This window comes from Bradyrhizobium rifense (assembly GCF_008123425.1).
GTDB classification, from domain to species: domain Bacteria; phylum Pseudomonadota; class Alphaproteobacteria; order Rhizobiales; family Xanthobacteraceae; genus Bradyrhizobium; species Bradyrhizobium rifense.
In genome coordinates, this window is sequence record NZ_VSSS01000077.1 from 18,141 (window position 1) to 38,602 (window position 20,462).

Consider the following 20,462-nt stretch of genomic DNA (forward strand, 5'->3'; position numbering starts at 1 on the left):
TACCCGCGACCTCAGGAATATGCAGCCTTGAGCATATCAGCTTTGGACAGGCCGTTACGAAAGTGTCCGAAACGGGGCGATCGCCTCTCCCTCTCCCGCTTGCGGGAGAGGGCTGGGGAGAGGGTGTCGCCGCAATGGGACAATCCCCTAGAGGAGAAAACCCTCACCCGCGCCTTCGGCATAGCCGAGGCTCCGCCTCGGCGTCTCTTAAGAACGGCCGCCGAAGGCGGCCTGCGCTCTCCCGCAAGCGGGAGAGGTTAAGCACCCCCTCAGGAATGCGCGAAAATGTCCTCTTCCTCCCAGCCCTGGAGGTCGAGCAGGGCGCGGGTCGGCAGGAAATCGAAACAGGCCTTGGCCAGCTGGGTGCGGCCTTCCCGGACCAGCATCGCATCGAGCCGCTCACGCAGGGCGTGCAGGTGCAGCACGTCGGAGGCGGCGTAGGCGAGCTGCGGCTCGGTCAGGCTGTCGGAACCCCAGTCGCTGGATTGCTGCTGCTTGGAGAGGTCGACGTTGAGCACCTCGCGCACGAGGTCCTTGAGACCATGGCGGTCGGTATAGGTGCGGGTCAGGCGGGAGGCGATCTTGGTGCAGTAGATCGGCCCGGTCATCACGCCGAAGCTCTGGTACAGCACCGCGACGTCGAACCGCGCAAAATGGAAGATTTTCGTGATGGCGGGATTGGCGAGCAGGGCCTTCAGGTTCGGCGCGTCGGTGTGGCCCTTGGGGATCTGCACCACGTCGGCACTGCCGTCGCCGGGCGAGAGCTGAACCACGCAGAGCCGGTCGCGGTGCGGGTTCAGCCCCATGGTCTCGGTGTCGATCGCCACCGCGCCGGTGTAGCGGGTGAGGTCAGGCAGATCGCCGCGATGCAGGCGTACGGTCATGGCGTTTCAAACCCTCAATCGAATCGGCGCTGGATCAAATTAATGCCTGAAGCGGCAACTGGCGAGGGCCGGCCGGGTCGAAGATCCGCCAGCAGCCTTGCGCGCCGCGATGTAGCTGCTGGCCACGGCCGGCGCAAGCATCGGGGCCGTATTTCAACCGGCCGGCGCGCGTTCGGCGGCCGAGACGCAGAGCCGTCTGGTCCGGAACACCACGTCACGCTGCGAGGACAATGTCTCGCAGCGATCGACGACGTAACCGATGCCGTGCCCCGCGGCATAGGCCAATCGTGCGGCGTGGGACTCCAGCGCCTCCGTCTCGGTCATGCGCTCGTGCCAGATCCGGTAGTAGGACGGCGTCCACATCGCGGCGGCGCCGCGCTTGTAGTCGACCCAGATGCGGCGATGCGCCACAAATTCGAAGATGGTCGCCCGTGCGAGCGCGAGGTCCGCGGGATCCGCCGTCGTGGTTTCCGGGCGATGGGGTGGCGGCAGGAAGATCGCATCGGTCCGTGTCGCAGCGCTCGCCCAATTGCCGACGTCCTTCCACTCACCGACCGCATCGTTGAAGAGGCGGTTGAGGGCGACGTCCTGCCGGACCGCAAGCGGCCATAGCACCAGACCCGCCAGCGCCAACGCCGCATAGCCGAACCGGCGATGCGAGGCGGGCGCGTCGTCCGTCACGGATCGCTTCGAGCCCGTGGCCAGGACCACGACCACGACCAGCGGAACGACGAGCGCGATTGCGATACCGTTGATGCCAAGGCAAAGCACCATCAGGCATCCCGGGAGGAAGGCGATCGCACGGTCGCGGCTCAGCCAGTTGGTCGCGAGCGCCGCTACGGCAAGTCCGGCCAACAGATAGATCTGCGTCCCCGAGCGCAGCAGCTGAAGATTGAGAACAAGATTCGCGCCGGAGACGAATGGAATGACGATACCGGCCGCATAGACCAGGATCGCGCCGAGATAGGCCGCCTGCAACGCGCGCGCCCGGGCGCCGAACCACGCAAACGCGGCGGCGCCGGCAGCGATCACCGCGACCATCACGAGGATGTTGTCGAGATCGACCGCCGTGATCAGCGAATGGCCGGCATAATATTCACGGAGATAGGCCGGATAGTCGAAGCCGGGCGGTTTGCCGAACTCGGGATTGCCGAGCACGGCATGCAGGACCGGATAGGCAATGGGGAGCGAGATCACGAGCCCGGCGAGGGTCCGCCAACAGACCGTCCGCAGCGTCGTCTCGCCTCGAAGCATCGAGGTGGCGGCGACGAGAACCAGCAGCGGCGCCAGCCAGACGGCAACGAAGGCATTGACGAAGAAGGTGACACCGCAGGCAATGGCCGCCGACATGAACCATCGTCGCGCCGCGAAATAGATTGCGAGCAGGACGGTGCCGTTGGCGATCTCGGAATGCGTGAAATAGTTCACGAACAGTCCGCCCATGCCGCCGGCCCGGCTGTAACCGTCGAGGAACGCGATCGCGCACAGGATCAGGCTGAAGACGATCTTGTCCCGCCGCGTGACGACGCCGAGCAGCGAGGCGCAGCACAGGAAGCCGACGAAGGACAACAGGCGCGACAGATAATTCAGGACGAAGAACAGCACTTCGGTCCGCCCCAAATCCTTCTGCGTGTCGTTCAGCAGGATCCAGACGCCGGAGGCGAAATAGCGCAGCGACTGGATGAAGGCGTCATCGTGAAACTGCGGCTCGTTGCCGAGACCGGCGACGATCGGAAAATGGAACAGGTTGTTCTCGATGCCGAAGACGAAGCCGGTGCGCAGCAGGGACACCACGGCCGCGAACGCCGCAATCACCAGCGTATCGACGATCGCAGGCGAGAGCGCCAGCAAGCTCTTCCGGCTCGCCGCACCCAGGCTCGACGTCGCCAGGCTCATCAGATCGCCGCCAGCATGATGCAGACCATCGCCGCCACGGTGGTGCGGCTGGCGCCGTCCCGGAAGGCGTAGATGATGGGATCGTCGGGCATCTCGCGGCGATGCGCGATCATCAGGGCGCGGCCAAACCAATACAGCAGCAGGGGCGCGAGCAGCCAGAGCATCCAGGGACGGCTGTAGAGCGGCGTCACCGCGGAGGACGAGACGTAGAGCGCGAACACGGTCACCGCGTTCATGGCGCTCGCGGCCGCCATCGCCGCGATGATTTGCAGATCGGTGATGCGGTAGTCGCGGTTGGACGGATCAGAGAGCCCTGCGCCCTCGCGCATGCTGAGCTCGCTAAAACGCTTGATCAGCGCGAGCGATGTGAACACGAACAGCGAGAACACCATCAGCCATTCCGACAGCATGACGCCGGCCGCGACCGCGCCGGCGCCGATGCGCAAGGAGTAGAGCCCGGCGAGCGTGACGACATCGACCAGCATCTTGCGCTTGAGCACCAGCGAATAGGCGATGGTGGTGGCGAGATAGGCGGCGAGCACGCCGAGGAAGGTCAAGGAGATGCAGAGGCTGGCGGCAAGAGCGAACAGCCACAGCGCAGGGATCGCCGATAGCGCCGACGAGATCGGCAAGTCGCCCGCCGCAAGCGCGCGATGGCGCTTGGTCGGATGCTGGCGATCGGCGGCGAGGTCGAGCAGATCGTTCATCAGATAGGCGCCCGACGCACAGGCCGAGAACGCCAGGAACGCCAGCAGCGTCGTGCCCAGCGTCGCAAGATTCATCTGATGCGCGGTGATGACCGGCACGAACACCAGCGTGTTCTTGGCATATTGATAGACCCGAAGCGCCTTCGCCCAGGTCCTGAGGCTCGCGCGGGCGCGGCTTCGGGGCTCGATGAGTTCAATCGCAGCGCGATCGAACGGCAGATTGTCGCCCGCAGCAAGATCGGCAGGCCCCACGACGCCGTCAAAGCCGAGATGGGCGGCGATGCCGGCGGCATGATTGGCGAAGCGACCGGCGACCAGAAAGATCTTCGCGCCGCGCGCCCGCGCCACCAGCGCCTGGTTCAGCACATCGGCATCGTAGGGAAGGTGGGCGTAGTCGAGCTCGGCGCGCGCCAGAATATCCGTGAGCGCCGCCATGCCGGCGCGTCCGCCCGCGCCGAAGCGGGCCAGCATGCGCGCAGGGGCAGAGAACAACGCCTCCATCAGCAGCTCCGAGCGCAGCAGCGCGCCTTCGAGATCGATGACGAGGGTACGCCCCGGCGCAGACATGGTCTGCGGCGCGGCCTCACTCCGATCGTACTGCCTGACGGGCTGCTCCATCCGAAAACGCTCTGACTGACCGCGACACGGCCGGCCCAAGGGCTGGGGAGGCCGGGGAGCAGGAAAATGGACGGCCGCGAGCCTAGGGAGCATTCGCTAAGGGCGGCTTAATTCGGCCGGCCCAATGGCGGCTGGGAAGGTCCGCCGCCCGCCTGTTGCAGGGATCCCACAATCCGGCGCGCGCGCGATATACCAGCGGAACTTAAGGCCCGCGCCCGTGGAAATCGCCCACGCCCACCCTATCTGAGCCCAGCTTCTCACCACACATCAGGTGCCATGACAGACCAGACGCTCGCCGCGCCGATCGACGATCAGCAGGAACGCCAGCGCGGCTTTTCGCGCTACCAGTCACTTCTCGTGGCGCTGCTTGCGTTCGCACAGTTCACGATCATCCTCGACTTCATCATCATGTCGCCGCTCGGCGCCATCCTGATGCCCTCGCTCGACATCACGGCCGGGCAATTCGGCGTCGCGGTGTCGGCCTATGCGTTCAGCGCCGGACTATCGGGTATCCTGGCCGCCGGCTTTGCGGATCGTTTCGACCGCAAGCGGCTGCTGCTGTTCTTCTATGTCGGCTTCACGCTCGGAACGTTGCTGTGCGCGCTGGCGCAGAACTACCACGTGCTGCTGCTCGGCCGGATCGTGACCGGATTGTTCGGCGGCGTGATCGGCTCGATCGTGCTGGCCATCGTCACCGATCTGTTTCCGCTGCACTTGCGCGGCCGGGTGATGGGCTTCGTGCAGACTGCGTTCGCCGCGAGCCAGGTGCTGGGTGTCCCGGCCGGACTGTTTCTCGCCAATCACTGGAGCTGGCATGTCTGCTTCTTCGCGATCATCGGCCTGTCGATCCTGGCGATCGCCATCATCGCCTTCGCCATGGAGCCGGTCGACGCGCATCTGAAGCTGAAGCAGGACAAGAACCCGTTCCACCATCTGGTCGCGACTATCGGCGAACCGCGCTACACGCTGGCCTTCGCGGTCACGACATTGCTGGCGACCGGCGGCTACATGCTGATGCCGTATTCCAGCGCCTTCACCGTCAACAATATCGGCATCGACATCGTGCATCTGCCGACGATCTATCTCGTCTCCGGCCTGTTCAGCATCGTCACCGGACCGCTGGTCGGCCGCGCCAGCGACGCCTTCGGCAAATATCCGACCTTCGTGTTCGGCTGCGCGATGACCGTCGTCATGGTGCTGATCTACACTCATCTCGGCCACGTCTCGCTGGTGACTGCGATCATCGTCAACGTGCTGATGTTCGTCGGCATCTTCTCGCGCATGATCCCGTCGCAGGCGCTGATATCGGCGATCCCCGATCAGAGCCAGCGCGGCTCGTTCAGCGCGGTCAGCGCCTCGCTGCAGCAGTTCTCCGGCGGGCTCGGCTCGGTGCTTGCGGCTGCGATCATCTCGCAACAACCGGACGGCTCGCTGCTCCATTTCGAGCGGATCGGCTATGTCGTCGTCACGACCACGATCATCACGCTGGTCGCGATGTATTTTGTGCAGAAAGAGGTGGCGGAGCGGGCGGGGAGAACGGTGGTTTGAGGGATTTTGATCCCATAAGCCATCCCGCGGCGGCGATGCCGGGATCGCCATCCGGCTAGCTCCAGTGATTGGAAGCAGGCCTATTTGGGGACCAAATCCCGCAAAATGGTGCCCAGGAAAGGACTCGAACCTTCACGGCCGTTAAGCCACTGGCACCTGAAGCCAGCGCGTCTACCAATTCCACCACCTGGGCATGCCGTTTGGGGCACGGAGGCGGTTACTACGGTTCGGTGACGCGGTTGTCAATTCATGGTTCGGCTTGCCGATTGCGCATTGCAAACCGGGCCGATACAAGCCTGATAATACGCTACTCTCCTGCAGGATCTGACCCATGGCATCGAATCTGGAAACTCTCGTCACGGTTTTCGGCGGATCGGGGTTTTTGGGCCGGAATGTCGTCCGCGCGCTGTGCCGGCGGGATTACCGGGTCCGGGTCGCGGTGCGGCGGCCGGAACTCGCCGGATACCTCCAGCCGTCCGGCAAGGTCGGCCAGGTCCACACCATCCAGGCCAATCTGCGCTATCCGGCCTCGGTCGAGGCGGCGGTGCGTGATTCGGAGGTCGTGATCAATCTGGTCGGCATCCTCACCGAGGGCCGCGGACAGACCTTCGACGCCGTCCAGGCCAAGGGCGCCGAGACCGTCGCCAAGGCGGCCTCGGCCGTCGGCGCAAGGCTGATCCACGTCTCGGCGATCGGCGCCGATGCCGAATCACCCTCGCGCTATGCCAAGGCCAAGGCGGCCGGCGAGGCGGCCGTGACGGCTGCGATGCCGTCGGCCACGATCTTCCGCCCCTCCGTGATGTTCGGCCCCGAGGACCAGTTCACCAACCGCTTTGCGTCGCTGGCGCGGATGTCGCCGGTGCTGCCGCTGATCGGCGCCGAGACCAAGATGCAGCCGGTCTATGTCGGCGACGTCGCCACCGCGATTGCCGACGCCGTCGACGGCAAGGCCAAGGCGGGCGCGACCTACGAGCTCGGCGGGCCGGAAGTGCTGACCATGCGCGAGATCATCGAGGCCATCGTCACTATTGCCGACCGCAAGCCGACGCTGATCCCGCTGCCGTTCGGCCTCGCCCGCCTCAACGCCAACTTCCTGCAATTCGCGCCGGGCGCGCTGAAGCTGACGCCGGACCAAGTGACGCTGCTCGAGCGCGACAATGTCGTGTCGGATGCGGCCAAGACTGCGGGGCTGACGCTGGAAGGCCTCGGCATCGCCGCCGATTCGCTGGAAGCGATCGCGCCGCAATATCTCTGGCGTTTCCGCCCGCAGGGTCAGTTCCAGCGCAAGAGCGCGTGAGTTGGTTTCACCTCTTGCGGGAGAGGTCGCCGCGTAGCGGCGGGTGAGGGCTTTCTCCTCTAGGGGGTTCTCGCCCGCGGAGATACCCCCACCCCAGCCCTCCCCCGCAAGCCGGAGAGGGAGCGCAACTTCACCGCGGTTGCAGCAGCAACCTTAGAACTTCAGCTTCTTGAACACCGGCTCCGGCAGCGTCTTGATGATCAGCATCACGAGACGCCATTTGCCGCTGACATAAACGACATCCGTCTTCTTTTCGACGGCGTTCAGGATCGCATCACCCACCACCGGTGCGTCGACGGTGAGCGGGCCGATCAGCTTCATGCCTTCCGTCATCTTGGTGCGGACGAAACCGGGTTTCACGGTGACGACATGCACGCCGCCGCGGCTGGCGCGGGCGCGCAGGCCGGACAGGAAGGCGGAGAAGCCCGCTTTCGCCGAGCCATAGACATAGTTCGAGGCCCGGCCGCGATCGCCTGCGACCGACGATACGCCGACAATCGTGCCATTGCCGCGGCCTAAGAATTTTTCGGCGAACAGGCCGAGGATCAGCGACGGTCCCTCGTAGTTCGAGCGCATGATCGTGGTGGCGTGCGCGAGATCGCTCTCGGCGTTCGGCTGCACGCCCAGCAGGCCGATGATCGAGACGACGACGTCGGGCAACGCTGGAAGGCCGGCGACAAAGCCGTCGAACGAAGCCGTGTCGAGCACGTCGAATGTCCACGTGCTCGCTTCGATATTGTAGCGCGCGCGCAGATCCGCCGCGTCAGGCTCCAGCGCGGCGGCATCGCGGCCCGCGAGCCCGATATTGTATCCGGCCTTGGCAAAGGCGCGCGCCGCGGCGCGGCCGATATCGGAGGAGCCACCGAGCACCAGAACGGTCTTGCGTGACGTCACGGTTTAAACCTCATCGAACAGGCGTTGTGAAAGTTTGGAGCGGATGTTTTTGGCGGGATCGAGCGATTTGCGGATCGCGTTGAAGCGCGACAGTGCGGGATAGCCAGCCTCGAACGTCGCGCGCGACTGGCGCGCGTCCTTGGCGAGATAAAGCCGCCCGCCGGCAGCGACGACGAGACGGTCGATCTCGTCGAGGAAATTCAGGATGTCGCCCTTCACCGGGAAATCCAGCGCCAGCGTGTAGCCGGGCAGCGGAAACGACAGCACGCCATCGCCGTGGCCGAGCTTCTTCAGCACCGCGAGAAACGAGGCATCGCCGCGCTTCGCGACACGATCGAGGATGTCGGCGAGCACGTCGCGTGCGCCAGCTTCCGGAATCACGCATTGATGCTGGAGGAAGCCGCGCCGTCCGTAGATGCGATTCCAGTCAGCGATGCTGTCGAGCGGAAAGAAATACGGATAGAGCGAGACCACATGGTCGCCGCCGGCGCGCCGCGCGCCCATGCGGTAATAGAGCTCGTTGAAGGCGCGGATGCTGACACGGTTGAGCGTCATCGACGGCAGGTCGATCGGCACCGCGAGCCCGGGATTCTTGCCGACTGGGAATCGATCGGCGCCCTCAGCAAGCTCGTCGACGCAGGCGTGCTCACCGAGATAGATCAGCGAGCGGCCGAGGTCGCGCCCTCGCGCCGCGCAATCGATCCACGCCACCGAATAGGTCGCGGAATCGCCGGCGTCTAGCGCGCGCATCGCGGCGTCGAGATCGGATGCGGAGATCACGCGCTCGCGGATCCAGCCGGTCTCGACCGGGCGCAGCCGCATCGTGGCCTCGAGGATGATTCCAGTCAGACCCATGCCGCCGACGGTTGCGAAGAACGCATCGGAATTCTGTTCGCGCGAGACCTCGATCGTCTCGCCCTGCCCGGTGCGCAGCAAGATGCTGTCGACATAGCGGCCAAAGCCGCCCTCGCCATGATGGTTCTTGCCATGCACATCGGCCGCGATGGCGCCACCGACCGAGACGAACCGCGTGCCGGGAACCACGAACGGCAGGAAGCCGCGCGGGCCGAAGGTGTCGATCAGGTCGGACAGCAGCACGCCGGCTTCGAGCCGGATGCGGCCAGTTGCCGGATCGAACGACCTGACCCGGTCGAACCCGGTCATCCCGATCGTCCTGACCGCGCCGATCGCGGCATCGCCATAGGCGCGGCCATTGCCCCGGGCGACAGAGCCGGTCACAGCAGCGACAGCCGCAGCCACGGCCTCGAACGACCGCGGCCGCAGCACTTCGCTATCGACGACCGGGAAGCGCCCCCAGCCGCTGACGAGGGTCATCGTTCAGCTCCGCCTGCGGGCCATCCCGCTCCGGACACTGCCTACCGGTCAAAAGCTGATATTGCGTTGAGGCTCGTCAGCAGATTGTCAAAGGTTAATGGCCGAGCGCCAGCGCGATCAGGCCGAGCGTGCCGACGATGACGCGCCACCAGGCGAACACCACGAAGCCGTGGCGGGTGACGTATCCGAGGAACGCCTTCACCACGATGATCGCCGTGATGAACGACACCACGAAGCCGATCGCGACAATGCCCATGTGGTCCATCGTCATCTCGGAGCGGTTCTTGTAGAAATCATAGGCGAACGCACCGATCATGGTGGGGATGGCGAGGAAGAACGAGAACTCAGCCGCCGCCCGCTTGTCGGCACCCAGAAACATCGCGGCAACGATGCTGGCCCCGGAGCGCGACACGCCCGGGATCATCGCAATGCACTGGGCGATGCCGATATAGAGATACATCAGCAGCGGAAATTTGGTGGCGTCGTGCTCGCGCGCCTTGAGATCGAGCCGATCGACCCACAACAGGATGGCGCCACCGACGATCAGCGAGAAGCAGACGACCCAGGGGTTGAACAGCATGCTCTTGATGTATTTGCCGGCGACGAGACCGACGATGACAGCAGGCAGGAACGCCACCAGCACGCCGATCACGAAGCGGCGCGCATAGGCGTCGCCCGTGAACATGCCGATCGCGACGTCCCACAATTTCTTGAAGTAGAGCACGACGATCGCGAGGATCGCGCCAAGCTGGATCAGAACTGTAAACGAATCCCAGAAAGCGCCCTCGCCGAGACCGAAGAAACGCTCCGCTAGCAGCAGGTGGCCGGTCGAGGAGACAGGAAGGAACTCGGTCACACCCTCGATGATGCCGAGGATCACTGCCCGTATTGCATCTGACATATTTACGGTCCATTTCCGCTGGAAAAGCGGGGCTCTTCTCGCCCATTCGCCTCTTTCCCGCAATCGCAAAATGCGGCATCGCACCCTTGCTTCGCGGTTTTGAAAGACTAGTGTGGCGCCGCACAAACATTGATGGATTCTTAAGCACCATCAAATAGTCAAAGGCTTCATGTTTACGCTGTTTCATCATCCGTTCTGTCCGCATTCGCGTTTCGTCCGCCTGATCGCGGGTGAATACGGGCTCGAACTGAAGCTGGCCGAGGAGCGCAGCTGGGAACGGCGCGAGGCATTTCTGCTGCTCAATGCGGCCGGCACGACGCCGGTGCTGGTGGACGACGAACAGCCGCCGATTCCTGGGGCGGCCATCATTGCCGAGTATCTCGATGAGGCCTATGGCGCCGAGATGGGCCCCAAGCGCCTGATGCCGGAGACGATCGCCGAGCGGGTCGAGGTGCGCCGGCTGATGGCCTGGTTCAACGAAAAGTTCTTCGAGGAAGTCTCCCACCCGCTCGTCACCGAGCGCATCTACAAGCGCTTCATGAGCGAGGACAACGGCGGCGGGGCGCCCTCGGCCGACGTGATGCGCGCAGCCAAGGCCAACGTGCGCTATCATCTCGCCTATATCGGCTGGCTGGCGCAGACGCGCAATTTCCTCGCCGGCGACCGGCTCAGTTACGCGGATCTCGCCGCCGCGGCGCATCTCTCGGCGATCGACTATCTGGGCGACGTGCCATGGAGCGAGGACGACGCAGCAAAAGCGTGGTACGCGCGGGTGAAATCCCGCCCGTCGTTCCGTCCGCTGCTGAGCGAATGGCTGGCGGGCGTGCCGGCGTCGCGGACCTACGTGGACCTGGATTTCTGAACTCCGATCCGACTGAACTGAAGGCGGCGCTGGCGCGCGAGGCGCGCGCGCTCGGCTTCGATTGCATCGGGATCACCGAGCCGGGCACGATCGAGAGTGCCGGACAGCATTTCCTCGAATTCATCGCCTCCGGTGGTCATGGCGACATGGACTGGCTCGCGAACCAGCCGGAGCGCCGGGTCGATCCGCGCGGGCTGTGGGCCGACGTGCGCAGCGTGATCATGCTCGGCGTCAATTATGGCCCCGACTCCGATCCGCTCGCGATCCTGCGAGAGCGCACGCGCGCGGCGATCTCGGTCTATGCGCAGGGCGACGACTATCATGACCTCATCAAGAAGCGGCTGAAGGCGCTGGCACGCTGGCTGGTCGCGACCGCGCCGAGCGAAGTGAAAGTGTTCGTCGACACCGCGGCGGTGATGGAGAAGCCGCTCGCACAGGCGGCCCATTTGGGCTGGCAGGGCAAGCACACCAATCTGGTCTCGCGCGAATTCGGCTCGTGGCTGTTTCTCGGCGCGATCTACACCACGCTCGACTTGCCGCGCGACGGCGCCGAGATCGATCATTGCGGCTCATGCCAGGCCTGTCTCGACATCTGCCCGACCGCGGCGTTCCCCGCGCCCTACAAGCTCGATGCGCGACGCTGCATCTCCTATCTCACCATCGAGAACAAGGGGCCGATCCCGCAAGACTTTCGCAAAGCCATCGGCAACCGCATCTATGGCTGCGACGATTGCCTCGCGGCGTGCCCCTGGAACAAGTTTGCGCAGGAGGGCCGCGAGGCCAAGCTCGCCGCGCGCGATGAATTGCGTGCGCCGGGTCTTGCTGAACTGTCACGGCTCGACGACGCGGCGTTCCGCGCGCTGTTCACGAAGTCGCCGGTGAAGCGGATCGGTCGCGATCGCTTTTTGCGGAACGTGCTGATTGCGATCGGAAACTCAGGCGATGTGACGCTGGCGGAGGAAGCGCGGCGATTGCTCGATGATACGAGCCCGCTTGTGCGGGGAGCCGCGGTGTGGGCGCTGGGGCAGTTGGTCGAGCGGGAAGAGTTTGAAGCCGCCAAGTCTGCAGCGCTTGGCGGCGAGCGCGACGAGAGCGTTTGCAAGGAATGGCGGGCTGTTTCCCAGACTTGATTTCCCCACCCGTTCCCGCAAAGTCGCGCGTCATGACAAACATGCCTTTCTTCACCCGCGACGGCGATACATTCCATCCGACGGAAGTGGCCAACGGCCCGTGGGATCCGAAATCGCTGCACGGACGCGTCATCATCGGCCTGCTCGGCTTCGCCATCGAGGAGCGCCATTCCGGGCCTGAATTCGTGCCGGCGCGGTTGACCGTCGACATGTTTCGGCTGCCGACCATCGACAAGCCGATCGAAGTGAAGACGCGGCTGGTGCGCGACGGACTGCGCATCCGCGTGATCGAGGCGGAGTTCTTTTCGGGCGGCGTCAGCATGGCGCGCGCCTCGTGCCAGCTGTTGCGGCGGACGCAGAACCCTGACGGCAATGTCTGGTCGCCGCCGAACTGGGACGTGCCGAAGCCGGACGACATCCCGAAGCCGACCGATCCCAGGCTCGGCATGAACGGCAAATGGACGACACGGCCGATCGTCGGTCATATGGGTTCGCTGGGTGCGCGCCGGCTCTGGATGAGCGAGGTGCGCGAGCTCGTGGCCGGCGTGCCGATGACGCCGTTCGTCCATGTCGCCACCGGCGCCGATTTCGCGAGCCCGTTTGCCAATGCCGGCGACAAGGGGCTCGGCTACATCAACAGCGACGTCACCATCTATCTGCATCGCTTGCCGGTGACGAACTGGATCGGTTTTGATGTAGTCAACCACCAGGCCACCGACGGCGTCGCGATCGGCGAATGCTGGCTCTATGACGAGCAGGGCGCGATCGGCACCGCGACGGTGGCAGCACTTGCGCAACGCAAGCCGATGCCAAAGCCACCGCCGCCGTAGCGCCACGACGTCACGCCAAATGCCGCTTCATCTCCGGCCGCGCCCTCAGCTCCGCGCCCTGCTTGCCGACGATCTTTGCAATCCGCTCCGGCGCGAACTTCAGATCGACGAACGCCGGCGCCGTGTTGGCGACTTCGTGATAGCTGACGATCTTACCGTCGCGCAGCGTCATGATCGCAACGCCCTCGAACATCGCCCGCGCGCCGTTCGCTTCCGGCAGGGTTGATTTGTAGCTGAAGGTGTAGCGCGCATAGAGCGTGGTGCCGTTGCTGACGGGATCATGCATGTCCCAGCGAAAATCGGTCGCCGTGCGATAGAAGAAGTCGTCGACCATCGCTGCGATCTTGTCGCGGCCCGCAAACGCGCCGTAGAATACATCGTGATAGACGCCGTCCTCGGTGAACAGGTCGGCGAAGGCGCGGCCGTTGCGCTGTTCGACCGCGTCGCAGAACGCGCGCAGCATGGCGGTGGTGGTCATTGGATTGCCTCCCGGTGTTTCTTGTTGTGGCCTACTTCACCCGATCTCCGCCACCGCGGCAAGAATGCGCGCGATGTCCTGCGGGCGCGACAGGCGGTGATCGCCGTCCTGGATCATCGTCAGCACGACATCATCGGCCGGCAGGCGATGCGTCAGTGCGAAGGCGTGTTGCCACGGCACGTCGGGATCCTGGGCGCCTTGCAGAATTCGGACGGGGCAGCCGAGATCGATGGCGCTGCCGAGCACGAGATGGTTGCGCCCCTCCTCGATCAGCTTGCGCGTGATCGGATAGGGCGTGCCGTCGCCATATTCCGAGGGTCGCAGCCAAAACCCCTTGGTCTCGATCTCTTTCTTCACCTCGGGCGAAAAGTTCTTCCACATCAGCTCTTCCGTGAAATCGGGCGCCGGCGCGATCAGCACCAGGCCGGCGAGCGAGGCCTTTCCCGAACGCTTCCTGACCTCGCGCGCGAGCAGCAGCGCCATCCAGCCGCCCATGGAGGAACCGATCAGGATCTGCGGACCGGTGCAGAACCGCTCGAACACCGCGACGCTGTCCTCGAGCCAGCTTCCGATGGTTCCGTCGGCGAAATCGCCGCTGGATTCGCCATGGCCCGAATAGTCGAACCGGACCGCGGCGCGGCCATGCTCGCCGGCCCAGCCGTCGAGCGCCACCGCCTTGCCACCCTGCATGTCCGACTTGAAGCCACCGAGCCAGACCAGGCCGGGCCCTTGTCCGGCGCGGCTGCGCACCGCGATCCGGCGCGCTGACGGACCCTCACCCAATTCGACAAAGTTGAGCACGGCATCGGGAATTGCTGGCGTCATGGAACGTTTACTCTGGCTGTGGGGTTTGAGCTGTCCGGGCGTATTCCGCGCAGCAACCCTATATTGGTATTGACCCTTTGGGACGCTTGCGGAACAGGTGCAAGGTGTCTATGTCGAGCACCGTGCCGATGGGCGTGACCAAAATGCCTCGCATTTGAGGGTTTTTCGCTCCCCGCAGGAGCGAGTTGCTTGCCGGCAAACGCTTCTTCCTGCAAAATAGCCGCTTCCTTTCACAACTTTGGAGAACCACCCATTCGCCGTCCCAATAGAGCCCCGGCCCCTGCCGCCAAAGACGGGCCGCGCATCAATGATGATATTCGCAATGCGCAGATCCAGCTGATCGATCAGACCGGTGACAACAAAGGCACCGTCGAGACGATGCTTGCCATCAAGATGGCGCAGGAAGCCGGCATGGATCTGGTCGAGATTTCGCCAAATGTCAGCCCTCCCGTCTGCAAGATCATGGACTACGGGAAGTATAAGTATTCCGCCCAGAAGAAAGCCGCCGAAGCCCGCAAGCGTCAGAAGACCGTCGAGATCAAGGAGATCAAGCTCCGCCCGATGATCGACGATCACGACTATGACGTGAAGATGCGCGCGATGCTGCGCTTCTTCGAAGAGGGCGACAAGGTCAAGATCACCCTGCGCTATCGCGGTCGCGAAATGGCGCACCAGGAGATCGGCACCAAGCTGCTGGACAAGATCAAAACCGACGTCGCCGAGCTCGCCAAGGTCGAGCAGGACGCCAGGTTCGAGGGCCGTCAGGTCGTCATGGTCCTGGCGCCGCGCTGAGCGCAGCTCTTCAGGACTGAAAGTTCAACGGCCCGTCCGGATCTCCGGCGGGCCGTTTTGTTTTCAGGTCCGCGATGCCTGCCAGGTGCCGCTGCACTGGTCGCCGGAAATGATGCCCCGCCAGGAGCCTGCACCCGCCGCACCGCCGAGCCGACCGCCGCCGGCGGCGTGCGAGGCGCCGACCGACACCTGCACCGCGACCGCTCCGCCACGATTGACCGTGCCGGACACCCGGCCGCCGCCGGCGGACGACACCCGGCTGCCCGTGACGGTGAAGGGGACGCTGTAGCCCGAGCTGCAATTGCCGCGGGTGGTGGCGAAAGTGACATTCCAGACCCCGTCATAGCCGCCGATGCGGGCATCGGCAGTCGACGGAACGGCGGTGGCAGCAAGCACGGCGAACAGCGCCAGAGTGCGCGGACGGGCGACAACAGACAAGATCGATTGGGAAAAATGGGCCATTTTGGTCCTGCTCCGGACGGGACGGCGTGAACAATGGGGCGGCAACCCCCAATAGTCGGCGGGCAGGTTCTGGCGGTTCATCGTTGCCAATTGGCTCGTCCTCTGTCATAAGCCCGACCTTCATCGCCCGGCTGATTAAGGGCTGCCGTGGCGGTGTTTCGTGCGGGTTTTTCGCGCTTGTTCGAAAAAACCTGAGCACAATCAACGCTCTAACGAGCATTTTAGACGGCCAGCCGCCTTCGCAGGCGGCATTCTGTTGTGGCCATAGGAGAGCAAAATGCCCAAGCTGAAGACCAAATCGGGCGCTAAAAAGCGCTTCAAGGTGACTGCCACCGGCAAAGTGATGTTCGCTCATCGCAGCAAGCGTCACGGCATGATCAAGCGGACGAAGAAGCAGATCCGTCAGCTTCGCGGCACCGCTGTGCTGTTCAAGACCGACGGCGACAACGTCAAGAAGTACTTCTTGCCGAACGCCTGATCGCGTCCACGATCATTGCCATCCGCGCCGCGTCTTTCGCGGCGATCCTAAACCTAAGTCATCTCTGAAGGATTTTGTCATGTCTCGCGTCAAACGCGGTGTGACCGCTCACGCCAAGCACAAGAAAGTCTACAAGGCCGCCAAGGGCTTCTACGGCCGCCGCAAGAACACCATCCGCGCCGCCAAGCCGGCCGTGGAGAAGGCCCAGCAGTACGCGTTCCGTGACCGCAAGCGCAAGAAGCGCACCTTCCGCGCGCTCTGGATCCAGCGTCTCAACGCTGCCGTTCGTCCGTTCGGCCTGACCTACAGCCGATTTATCGACGGTCTCGCCAAGTCGGGCATCACCGTGGACCGCAAGGTGCTGTCGGATCTCGCGATCCACGAGCCCGCGTCGTTCCAGGCAATCGCCGAGAAGGCCAAAGCCGCGCTGGCCGCCTAAGGCTTGCGCTAGCGGGCCTTCTGGCCCGCAGCCTTCAACACGCGTTGCGAGTAGCGCTGGGCGACCTCCGCCCGGCAGAATGCCGTGAACGAGAGATACATGGTGCCGGACTTGTTCCGGTACTTGCGATCGCATACGCGCATCTCGCGTTTGTAGGCCTGTGTCTGCGCGGCACTCAGGCCGGGCTTGAAGTCCGCCTCGCATTTCTTCTCCACGGCGGCACCGAGCGCGACGTCGCCGCTCGCGGTCAGTTCGCAATCCCTGAAGACCTTCATCGCGCTTTCGCAGCTCTTCTGGGCGCTGATGGTGTCGGCGACCTCGTCCAGTGTCATGGATTTGTCCATGCAGACCATGGCGCGCGCCGGGTGGCCTGCGAGCGACAGAACAATGGCCACTGCGGCCAGACAGCATTTCGAAAGCATCGCAAAGGTCTCCTCGTATCCCCCTTGGTGCCCGGCCCCCGCGCGAGGTTCAACCCAGCTGGTCCTATGCCCGAAATGACCGGCTTTTTGCTTGACGTTACGGCCTTCGGGCGGCGACAACCCAGCCGAATTTAGCAGCAAGGATTTGACTGTGTCCGACCTCGCAACGCTCGAAACTTCCATCCTCGACCAGATCGCCGCCGCCGGCGATGAAGCCGCGCTCGAAGCGGTGCGCGTCGCAGCCCTCGGCAAGAAGGGCTCGATCTCGGCGCTGCTTGCCACGCTCGGCAAGATGTCGCCCGACGAGCGCAAGTCGCAAGGCGCGGCAATCAACCAGGCCAAGGACAAGGTCACCGAAGCGCTCGCCGCACGGCGCGACCTGCTGAAGTCCGCAGCGCTCGATGCGCGACTCGCGTCCGAGACCGTCGACGTGACCTTGCCGCTGCGCGATGCGCCCGCTGAAGCCGGCCGCATCCATCCGCTGAGCCAGGTCTGGGACGAGCTGACCACGATCTTCGCCGACATGGGATTCTCGGTCGCCGAAGGTCCCGACATCGAGACCGACGACTACAACTTCACCAAGCTGAATTTTCCGGAGGGCCATCCGGCGCGCGAAATGCACGACACGTTCTTCTTCCATCCGAAGGAGGACGGCTCGCGCATGCTGTTGCGCACCCACACCTCGCCGGTGCAGGTCCGCACCATGCTCACCCAGAAGCCGCCGATCCGCGTGATCTGCCCGGGCCGCACCTACCGCATCGATTCGGATGCGACCCACACGCCGCAATTCCACCAGGTCGAAGGGCTCGTCATCGACAAGCACTCGCATCTCGGCCACCTCAAATGGATCCTGCACGAGTTCTGCAAGGCGTTCTTCGAGGTCGACCATATCAACATGCGCTTCCGCCCCTCGTTCTTCCCCTTCACCGAGCCGTCGCTGGAAGTCGACATCCAGTGCCGCCGCGACAAGGGTGAGATCCGCTTCGGCGAGGGCGAGGACTGGCTCGAGATTCTCGGCTGCGGCATGGTGCATCCGAACGTGCTGCGCGCCTGCGGCATCGATCCCGACGAGTACCAGGGCTTCGCTTGGGGCATGGGCATCGACCGCATCGCCATGCTGAAATACGGCATCGCCGATCTGCGCCAGCTGTTCGACAGCGACGTCCGCTGGCTCAACCATTACGGCTTCAAGCCGCTCGAAGTCCCGACACTCGCCGGAGGGCTGAGCTCGTGAAATTCACCCTCTCCTGGCTGAAGGATCATCTCGACACCGACGAGTCCCTGGAAAAGCTTGCCGACAAGCTCACCATGATCGGGCTCGAGGTCGAGAACATCGAGGACAAGGCGAAGGCGCTGAAGCCTTTCACCATTGCGAAAGTGATCTCGGCCGAGCAGCATCCCAACGCTGATCGCTTACGCGTCTGCATGGTCGACACCGGTGACGGTGGCGCGCCGGTGCAGGTCGTGTGCGGTGCGCCGAATGCGCGCGCCGGGCTCGTCAGCGTGTTCTCGCCGCCCGGTACCTATATTCCCGGCAAGGACATCACGCTTGGTGTCGGCACCATCCGCGGCGTCGAGAGCCGCGGCATGCTGTGCTCGGCGGCTGAACTGCAGATCTCCAACGACCATGACGGCATCATGGAATTGCCGGCGGATGCGCCGATCGGCGCCGGCTACGCCGAATGGGCAGCCCTCGGCGATCCCGTGATCGAGATCAACCTGACGCCGAACCGGCAGGACTGCACCGGCGTGCACGGCATCGCGCGCGATCTCGCCGCCGCCGACATGGGCAAGTTCAAGGATCCCTCGATCAAGCCGATCAAGGGTGAATTCCCCTGTCCGGTGAAGGTCACGGTCGAGGACGCCGCGCTGTGCCCGGGCTTTGCGTTGCGCCTCGTGCGCGGCGTGAAGAACGGTCCGTCACCGGACTGGCTGCAGAAGCGGCTGACCGCGATCGGCCTGCGTCCGATCAATGCGCTGGTCGACATCACCAACTTCATGACCTACGACCGCGCACGTCCGCTGCACGTGTTCGACGCCAAGAAGGTGGTGGGCAACCTCGTGGTGCGCCGCGCCCGCGACGGCGAAGCGCTGCTCGCGCTCGACGGCCGCGCCTACAATCTCGATCCTTCGATCTGCGTGATCTCGGACCAGCACGGCGTCGAATCGCTCGCCGGCATCATGGGCGGCGAAGCCTCGGGCTGCGATGAGAACACGACCGACGTGCTGATCGAATCGGCGCTGTGGAACGAGATCAACGTCGCCCAGACCGGCCGCAAGCTCGGCATCAATTCCGATGCGCGCTACCGCTTCGAGCGCGGCGTCGACCCGGCCTTCATGGTGCCGGGGCTGGAGCTCGCCACCAAGCTGGTGCTGGAGCTGTGCGGCGGCACGCCGTCGGAGAATTTCGTGGTCGGCAAGACCTTCGGCGACGACCGCGTGATCGATTTCCCGCTCACCGAGGTCAAGCGTCTCTCCGGCATTGAGGTGCCGCAGGTCGAGATGAAGCGCATCCTGTCCCATCTCGGCTTCATGATGGCGGGCCCGGGTCCGGTCGTGAAGGTCGCGGTGCCGTCGTGGCGCTCCGACGTGCATGGCAAGGCCGACATCGTCGAGGAAGTCGTCCGCATCTACGGCGTCGACAAGGTGCCGATGACACCGTTCGAGCGCGGCGAGGACGCGCGCAAATCCGTGCTGACGCCGCTGCAGCTTCGCACCCGCCGCGCCAGGCGCGCGCTCGCGAGCCGCGGTATGGTCGAGGCCGTGACGTGGTCGTTCATCACGAAACCCGCGGCAAAACTGTTCGGTGGGGGCCAGCGCGAGCTCGAAGTGGCCAATCCGATCGCCGCTGATCTTTCGGACATGCGGCCGAGCCTGCTGCCGGGCCTGGTCGCAGCCGCGCAGGCCAATGCCGATCGCGGTTTTGGCGACGTGGTGCTGTTCGAGGTCGGTCAGGTCTTCAAGGGCGATCGCCCGCAGGATCAGTTCATGGCCGCGAGCGGCGTGCGCCGCGGCCTTGCGTCGTCGGACGGATTGGGACGGCACTGGTCGGGCTCGGCGCAGGCCGATGTGTTCGACGCCAAGGCCGACGCGCTCGCGGTGCTGGCAGCCGCCGGCGCGCCGATGCAGGCATTGCAGATCGTCGCCGGCGGTCCTGCCTGGCTGCATCCGGGCCGCTCCGGCACGATCCAGATCGGCCCGCAGAACGTGCTCGGCACCTTCGGCGAGATGCATCCGCGCGCGCTGGAGGCGCTCGGCGCCGACGGCCCGCTGATGGTGTTTGAGGTGACCCTCGACCGCATTCCGGAAGCGAAGAAGAAGCCGACCCGCGCCAAGCCGCTGATCGAGCTCTCGGCGTTCCAGCCGGTGTCGCGCGATTTCGCCTTCATCGTCGACCGTGCCGTGAAAGCTGGCGACATCGTGCGCACCGCGCAAGGTGTCGACAAGAAGCTCATCACCGGCGTCAACGTGTTCGACGTCTATGAAGGCAAGGGCATCGACGACGGCAAGAAGTCGATCGGCATCGCGGTGACGATCCAGCCGCGCGAGAAGACGCTGACCGACCAGGAGATCGAGGCCGTTGCCGCGAAGATCGTGGCGGAGGTCACCAAGAAGACCGGCGGCTCTCTGAGAGCATGACGCCGAAAAGTGTGAAGCGGTTTTC

General features: G+C 64.5%; 20 protein-coding genes and 1 tRNA gene. 10 read left to right on the forward strand and 11 right to left on the reverse strand.

Features of this window, described 5'->3' with window-relative positions:
• Nucleotides 1-269: 269 nt before the first annotated feature.
• The 3 genes from FXB40_RS41125 to FXB40_RS41135 all read right to left on the reverse strand — a co-directional run bounded on the left by FXB40_RS41125 (nucleotide 270) and on the right by FXB40_RS41135 (nucleotide 4,105).
• Nucleotides 270-884: a ribonuclease D gene (locus FXB40_RS41125; RefSeq protein WP_148777982.1), complete on the reverse strand. Its 615-nt coding sequence runs from the start codon at nucleotides 882-884 to the stop codon at nucleotides 270-272.
• Nucleotides 885-1,037: 153 nt separating this feature from the next.
• Entirely contained in the window at nucleotides 1,038-2,780 is a 1,743-nt protein-coding gene (locus FXB40_RS41130) for a DUF6798 domain-containing protein (RefSeq protein ID WP_148777983.1), read from the reverse strand.
• On the reverse strand, nucleotides 2,780-4,105 hold the full coding sequence (locus FXB40_RS41135) for a UbiA family prenyltransferase (RefSeq protein ID WP_148777984.1): 1,326 nt from the start codon (nucleotides 4,103-4,105) through the stop codon (nucleotides 2,780-2,782). Before FXB40_RS41135 ends, FXB40_RS41130 begins: the two co-directional genes overlap by 1 nt.
• A 276-nt stretch (nucleotides 4,106-4,381) precedes the next feature.
• Here FXB40_RS41135 and FXB40_RS41140 point away from each other — a divergent pair, with 276 nt between their 5' ends.
• Nucleotides 4,382-5,653, forward strand: a complete 1,272-nt coding sequence (locus FXB40_RS41140) for an MFS transporter (protein ID WP_148777985.1) — start codon at nucleotides 4,382-4,384, stop codon at nucleotides 5,651-5,653.
• 106 nt (nucleotides 5,654-5,759) lie between these two features.
• On the opposite strand, the gene FXB40_RS41145 is transcribed toward FXB40_RS41140, so the two are convergent.
• Nucleotides 5,760-5,846: transfer RNA gene (locus FXB40_RS41145), tRNA-Leu, on the reverse strand.
• A gap of 138 nt (nucleotides 5,847-5,984) precedes the next feature.
• Between FXB40_RS41145 and FXB40_RS41150 the strand changes: the two genes are divergently transcribed.
• Complete coding sequence (locus tag FXB40_RS41150) at nucleotides 5,985-6,950, forward strand: complex I NDUFA9 subunit family protein (protein WP_148777986.1); 966 nt, start codon at nucleotides 5,985-5,987, stop codon at nucleotides 6,948-6,950.
• A 153-nt stretch (nucleotides 6,951-7,103) separates the two neighbouring features.
• Here the strand turns inward: FXB40_RS41150 and FXB40_RS41155 are convergent, their stop codons facing one another.
• From FXB40_RS41155 to FXB40_RS41165, 3 genes are all read right to left on the reverse strand, one after another.
• The gene (locus tag FXB40_RS41155; RefSeq protein WP_148777987.1) at nucleotides 7,104-7,844 is read right to left on the reverse strand and encodes an SDR family oxidoreductase; all 741 of its coding nucleotides are present in this window, start codon (nucleotides 7,842-7,844) and stop codon (nucleotides 7,104-7,106) included.
• A 3-nt stretch (nucleotides 7,845-7,847) separates the two neighbouring features.
• On the reverse strand, nucleotides 7,848-9,179 hold the full coding sequence (locus tag FXB40_RS41160) for an FAD-binding oxidoreductase (protein WP_148777988.1): 1,332 nt from the start codon (nucleotides 9,177-9,179) through the stop codon (nucleotides 7,848-7,850).
• 94 nt (nucleotides 9,180-9,273) lie between these two features.
• Nucleotides 9,274-10,080 (reverse strand): undecaprenyl-diphosphate phosphatase, encoded by an 807-nt coding sequence (locus FXB40_RS41165; protein WP_148777989.1) that lies wholly within the window; start codon nucleotides 10,078-10,080, stop codon nucleotides 9,274-9,276.
• A 169-nt stretch (nucleotides 10,081-10,249) separates the two neighbouring features.
• Here FXB40_RS41165 and FXB40_RS41170 point away from each other — a divergent pair, with 169 nt between their 5' ends.
• The 3 genes from FXB40_RS41170 to FXB40_RS41180 are packed head-to-tail and all read left to right on the forward strand — an operon-like array spanning nucleotide 10,250 to nucleotide 12,902.
• Nucleotides 10,250-10,942 (forward strand): glutathione S-transferase family protein, encoded by a 693-nt coding sequence (locus FXB40_RS41170; RefSeq protein WP_148777990.1) that lies wholly within the window; start codon nucleotides 10,250-10,252, stop codon nucleotides 10,940-10,942.
• A complete protein-coding gene (gene queG / locus FXB40_RS41175; RefSeq protein ID WP_148777991.1) occupies nucleotides 10,891-12,072 on the forward strand; it encodes a tRNA epoxyqueuosine(34) reductase QueG in 1,182 nt (393 codons plus the stop codon). Before FXB40_RS41170 ends, queG begins: the two co-directional genes overlap by 52 nt.
• A gap of 32 nt (nucleotides 12,073-12,104) precedes the next feature.
• On the forward strand, nucleotides 12,105-12,902 hold the full coding sequence (locus FXB40_RS41180; RefSeq protein WP_148777992.1) for an acyl-CoA thioesterase domain-containing protein: 798 nt from the start codon (nucleotides 12,105-12,107) through the stop codon (nucleotides 12,900-12,902).
• 10 nt (nucleotides 12,903-12,912) lie between these two features.
• Here the strand turns inward: FXB40_RS41180 and FXB40_RS41185 are convergent, their stop codons facing one another.
• Both FXB40_RS41185 and FXB40_RS41190 read right to left on the reverse strand, forming a co-directional pair.
• A complete protein-coding gene (locus FXB40_RS41185) occupies nucleotides 12,913-13,380 on the reverse strand; it encodes a nuclear transport factor 2 family protein (RefSeq protein WP_148777993.1) in 468 nt (155 codons plus the stop codon).
• A gap of 36 nt (nucleotides 13,381-13,416) precedes the next feature.
• On the reverse strand, nucleotides 13,417-14,205 hold the full coding sequence (locus FXB40_RS41190; protein ID WP_148777994.1) for an alpha/beta hydrolase: 789 nt from the start codon (nucleotides 14,203-14,205) through the stop codon (nucleotides 13,417-13,419).
• Between the two features lie 252 nt (nucleotides 14,206-14,457).
• On the opposite strand from FXB40_RS41190, the gene infC reads away from it, so the two are divergent.
• Nucleotides 14,458-14,997, forward strand: a complete 540-nt coding sequence (gene infC / locus FXB40_RS41195; protein ID WP_148778009.1) for a translation initiation factor IF-3 — start codon at nucleotides 14,458-14,460, stop codon at nucleotides 14,995-14,997.
• Between the two features lie 63 nt (nucleotides 14,998-15,060).
• Here infC and FXB40_RS41200 read toward each other — a convergent pair whose 3' ends face one another.
• Nucleotides 15,061-15,459 carry a hypothetical protein gene (locus FXB40_RS41200; protein ID WP_187437492.1) on the reverse strand — a complete coding sequence of 133 codons (399 nt, stop codon included), beginning with the start codon at nucleotides 15,457-15,459 and terminating at the stop codon, nucleotides 15,061-15,063.
• A 277-nt stretch (nucleotides 15,460-15,736) separates the two neighbouring features.
• Here FXB40_RS41200 and rpmI point away from each other — a divergent pair, with 277 nt between their 5' ends.
• The gene (gene rpmI / locus FXB40_RS41205; RefSeq protein ID WP_007598540.1) at nucleotides 15,737-15,937 is read left to right on the forward strand and encodes a 50S ribosomal protein L35; all 201 of its coding nucleotides are present in this window, start codon (nucleotides 15,737-15,739) and stop codon (nucleotides 15,935-15,937) included.
• Between the two features lie 79 nt (nucleotides 15,938-16,016).
• A complete protein-coding gene (rplT, locus tag FXB40_RS41210; RefSeq protein WP_014490867.1) occupies nucleotides 16,017-16,376 on the forward strand; it encodes a 50S ribosomal protein L20 in 360 nt (119 codons plus the stop codon).
• An 8-nt stretch (nucleotides 16,377-16,384) separates the two neighbouring features.
• Here rplT and FXB40_RS41215 read toward each other — a convergent pair whose 3' ends face one another.
• Nucleotides 16,385-16,798, reverse strand: a complete 414-nt coding sequence (locus tag FXB40_RS41215) for a hypothetical protein (RefSeq protein ID WP_148777995.1) — start codon at nucleotides 16,796-16,798, stop codon at nucleotides 16,385-16,387.
• 151 nt (nucleotides 16,799-16,949) lie between these two features.
• Here FXB40_RS41215 and pheS point away from each other — a divergent pair, with 151 nt between their 5' ends.
• Both pheS and pheT read left to right on the forward strand, forming a co-directional pair.
• Nucleotides 16,950-18,032 carry a phenylalanine--tRNA ligase subunit alpha gene (gene pheS / locus FXB40_RS41220; RefSeq protein ID WP_148777996.1) on the forward strand — a complete coding sequence of 361 codons (1,083 nt, stop codon included), beginning with the start codon at nucleotides 16,950-16,952 and terminating at the stop codon, nucleotides 18,030-18,032.
• Nucleotides 18,029-20,437: a phenylalanine--tRNA ligase subunit beta gene (pheT, locus tag FXB40_RS41225; protein WP_148777997.1), complete on the forward strand. Its 2,409-nt coding sequence runs from the start codon at nucleotides 18,029-18,031 to the stop codon at nucleotides 20,435-20,437. The genes pheS and pheT overlap by 4 nt, the downstream gene beginning before the upstream one ends.
• Nucleotides 20,438-20,462: the final 25 nt, after the last annotated feature.

Excerpts from the sequence above, each read along its gene's own strand:
- FXB40_RS41125 (WP_148777982.1), bottom strand. The coding sequence starts at position 884 with ATGACCGTACGCCTGCATCGCGGCGATCTGCCTGACCTCACCCGCTAC.
- FXB40_RS41130 (WP_148777983.1), bottom strand. The coding sequence starts at position 2,780 with ATGAGCCTGGCGACGTCGAGCCTGGGTGCGGCGAGCCGGAAGAGCTTG.
- FXB40_RS41135 (WP_148777984.1), bottom strand. The coding sequence starts at position 4,105 with ATGGAGCAGCCCGTCAGGCAGTACGATCGGAGTGAGGCCGCGCCGCAG.
- FXB40_RS41140 (WP_148777985.1), top strand. The coding sequence starts at position 4,382 with ATGACAGACCAGACGCTCGCCGCGCCGATCGACGATCAGCAGGAACGC.
- FXB40_RS41150 (WP_148777986.1), top strand. The coding sequence starts at position 5,985 with ATGGCATCGAATCTGGAAACTCTCGTCACGGTTTTCGGCGGATCGGGG.
- FXB40_RS41160 (WP_148777988.1), bottom strand. The coding sequence starts at position 9,179 with ATGACCCTCGTCAGCGGCTGGGGGCGCTTCCCGGTCGTCGATAGCGAA.
- FXB40_RS41165 (WP_148777989.1), bottom strand. The coding sequence starts at position 10,080 with ATGTCAGATGCAATACGGGCAGTGATCCTCGGCATCATCGAGGGTGTG.
- FXB40_RS41170 (WP_148777990.1), top strand. The coding sequence starts at position 10,250 with ATGTTTACGCTGTTTCATCATCCGTTCTGTCCGCATTCGCGTTTCGTC.
- queG (WP_148777991.1), top strand. The coding sequence starts at position 10,891 with ATGGCTGGCGGGCGTGCCGGCGTCGCGGACCTACGTGGACCTGGATTT.
- FXB40_RS41180 (WP_148777992.1), top strand. The coding sequence starts at position 12,105 with ATGACAAACATGCCTTTCTTCACCCGCGACGGCGATACATTCCATCCG.
- FXB40_RS41185 (WP_148777993.1), bottom strand. The coding sequence starts at position 13,380 with ATGACCACCACCGCCATGCTGCGCGCGTTCTGCGACGCGGTCGAACAG.
- FXB40_RS41190 (WP_148777994.1), bottom strand. The coding sequence starts at position 14,205 with ATGACGCCAGCAATTCCCGATGCCGTGCTCAACTTTGTCGAATTGGGT.
- FXB40_RS41200 (WP_187437492.1), bottom strand. The coding sequence starts at position 15,459 with ATGGCCCATTTTTCCCAATCGATCTTGTCTGTTGTCGCCCGTCCGCGC.
- rpmI (WP_007598540.1), top strand. The coding sequence starts at position 15,737 with ATGCCCAAGCTGAAGACCAAATCGGGCGCTAAAAAGCGCTTCAAGGTG.
- rplT (WP_014490867.1), top strand. The coding sequence starts at position 16,017 with ATGTCTCGCGTCAAACGCGGTGTGACCGCTCACGCCAAGCACAAGAAA.
- FXB40_RS41215 (WP_148777995.1), bottom strand. The coding sequence starts at position 16,798 with ATGCTTTCGAAATGCTGTCTGGCCGCAGTGGCCATTGTTCTGTCGCTC.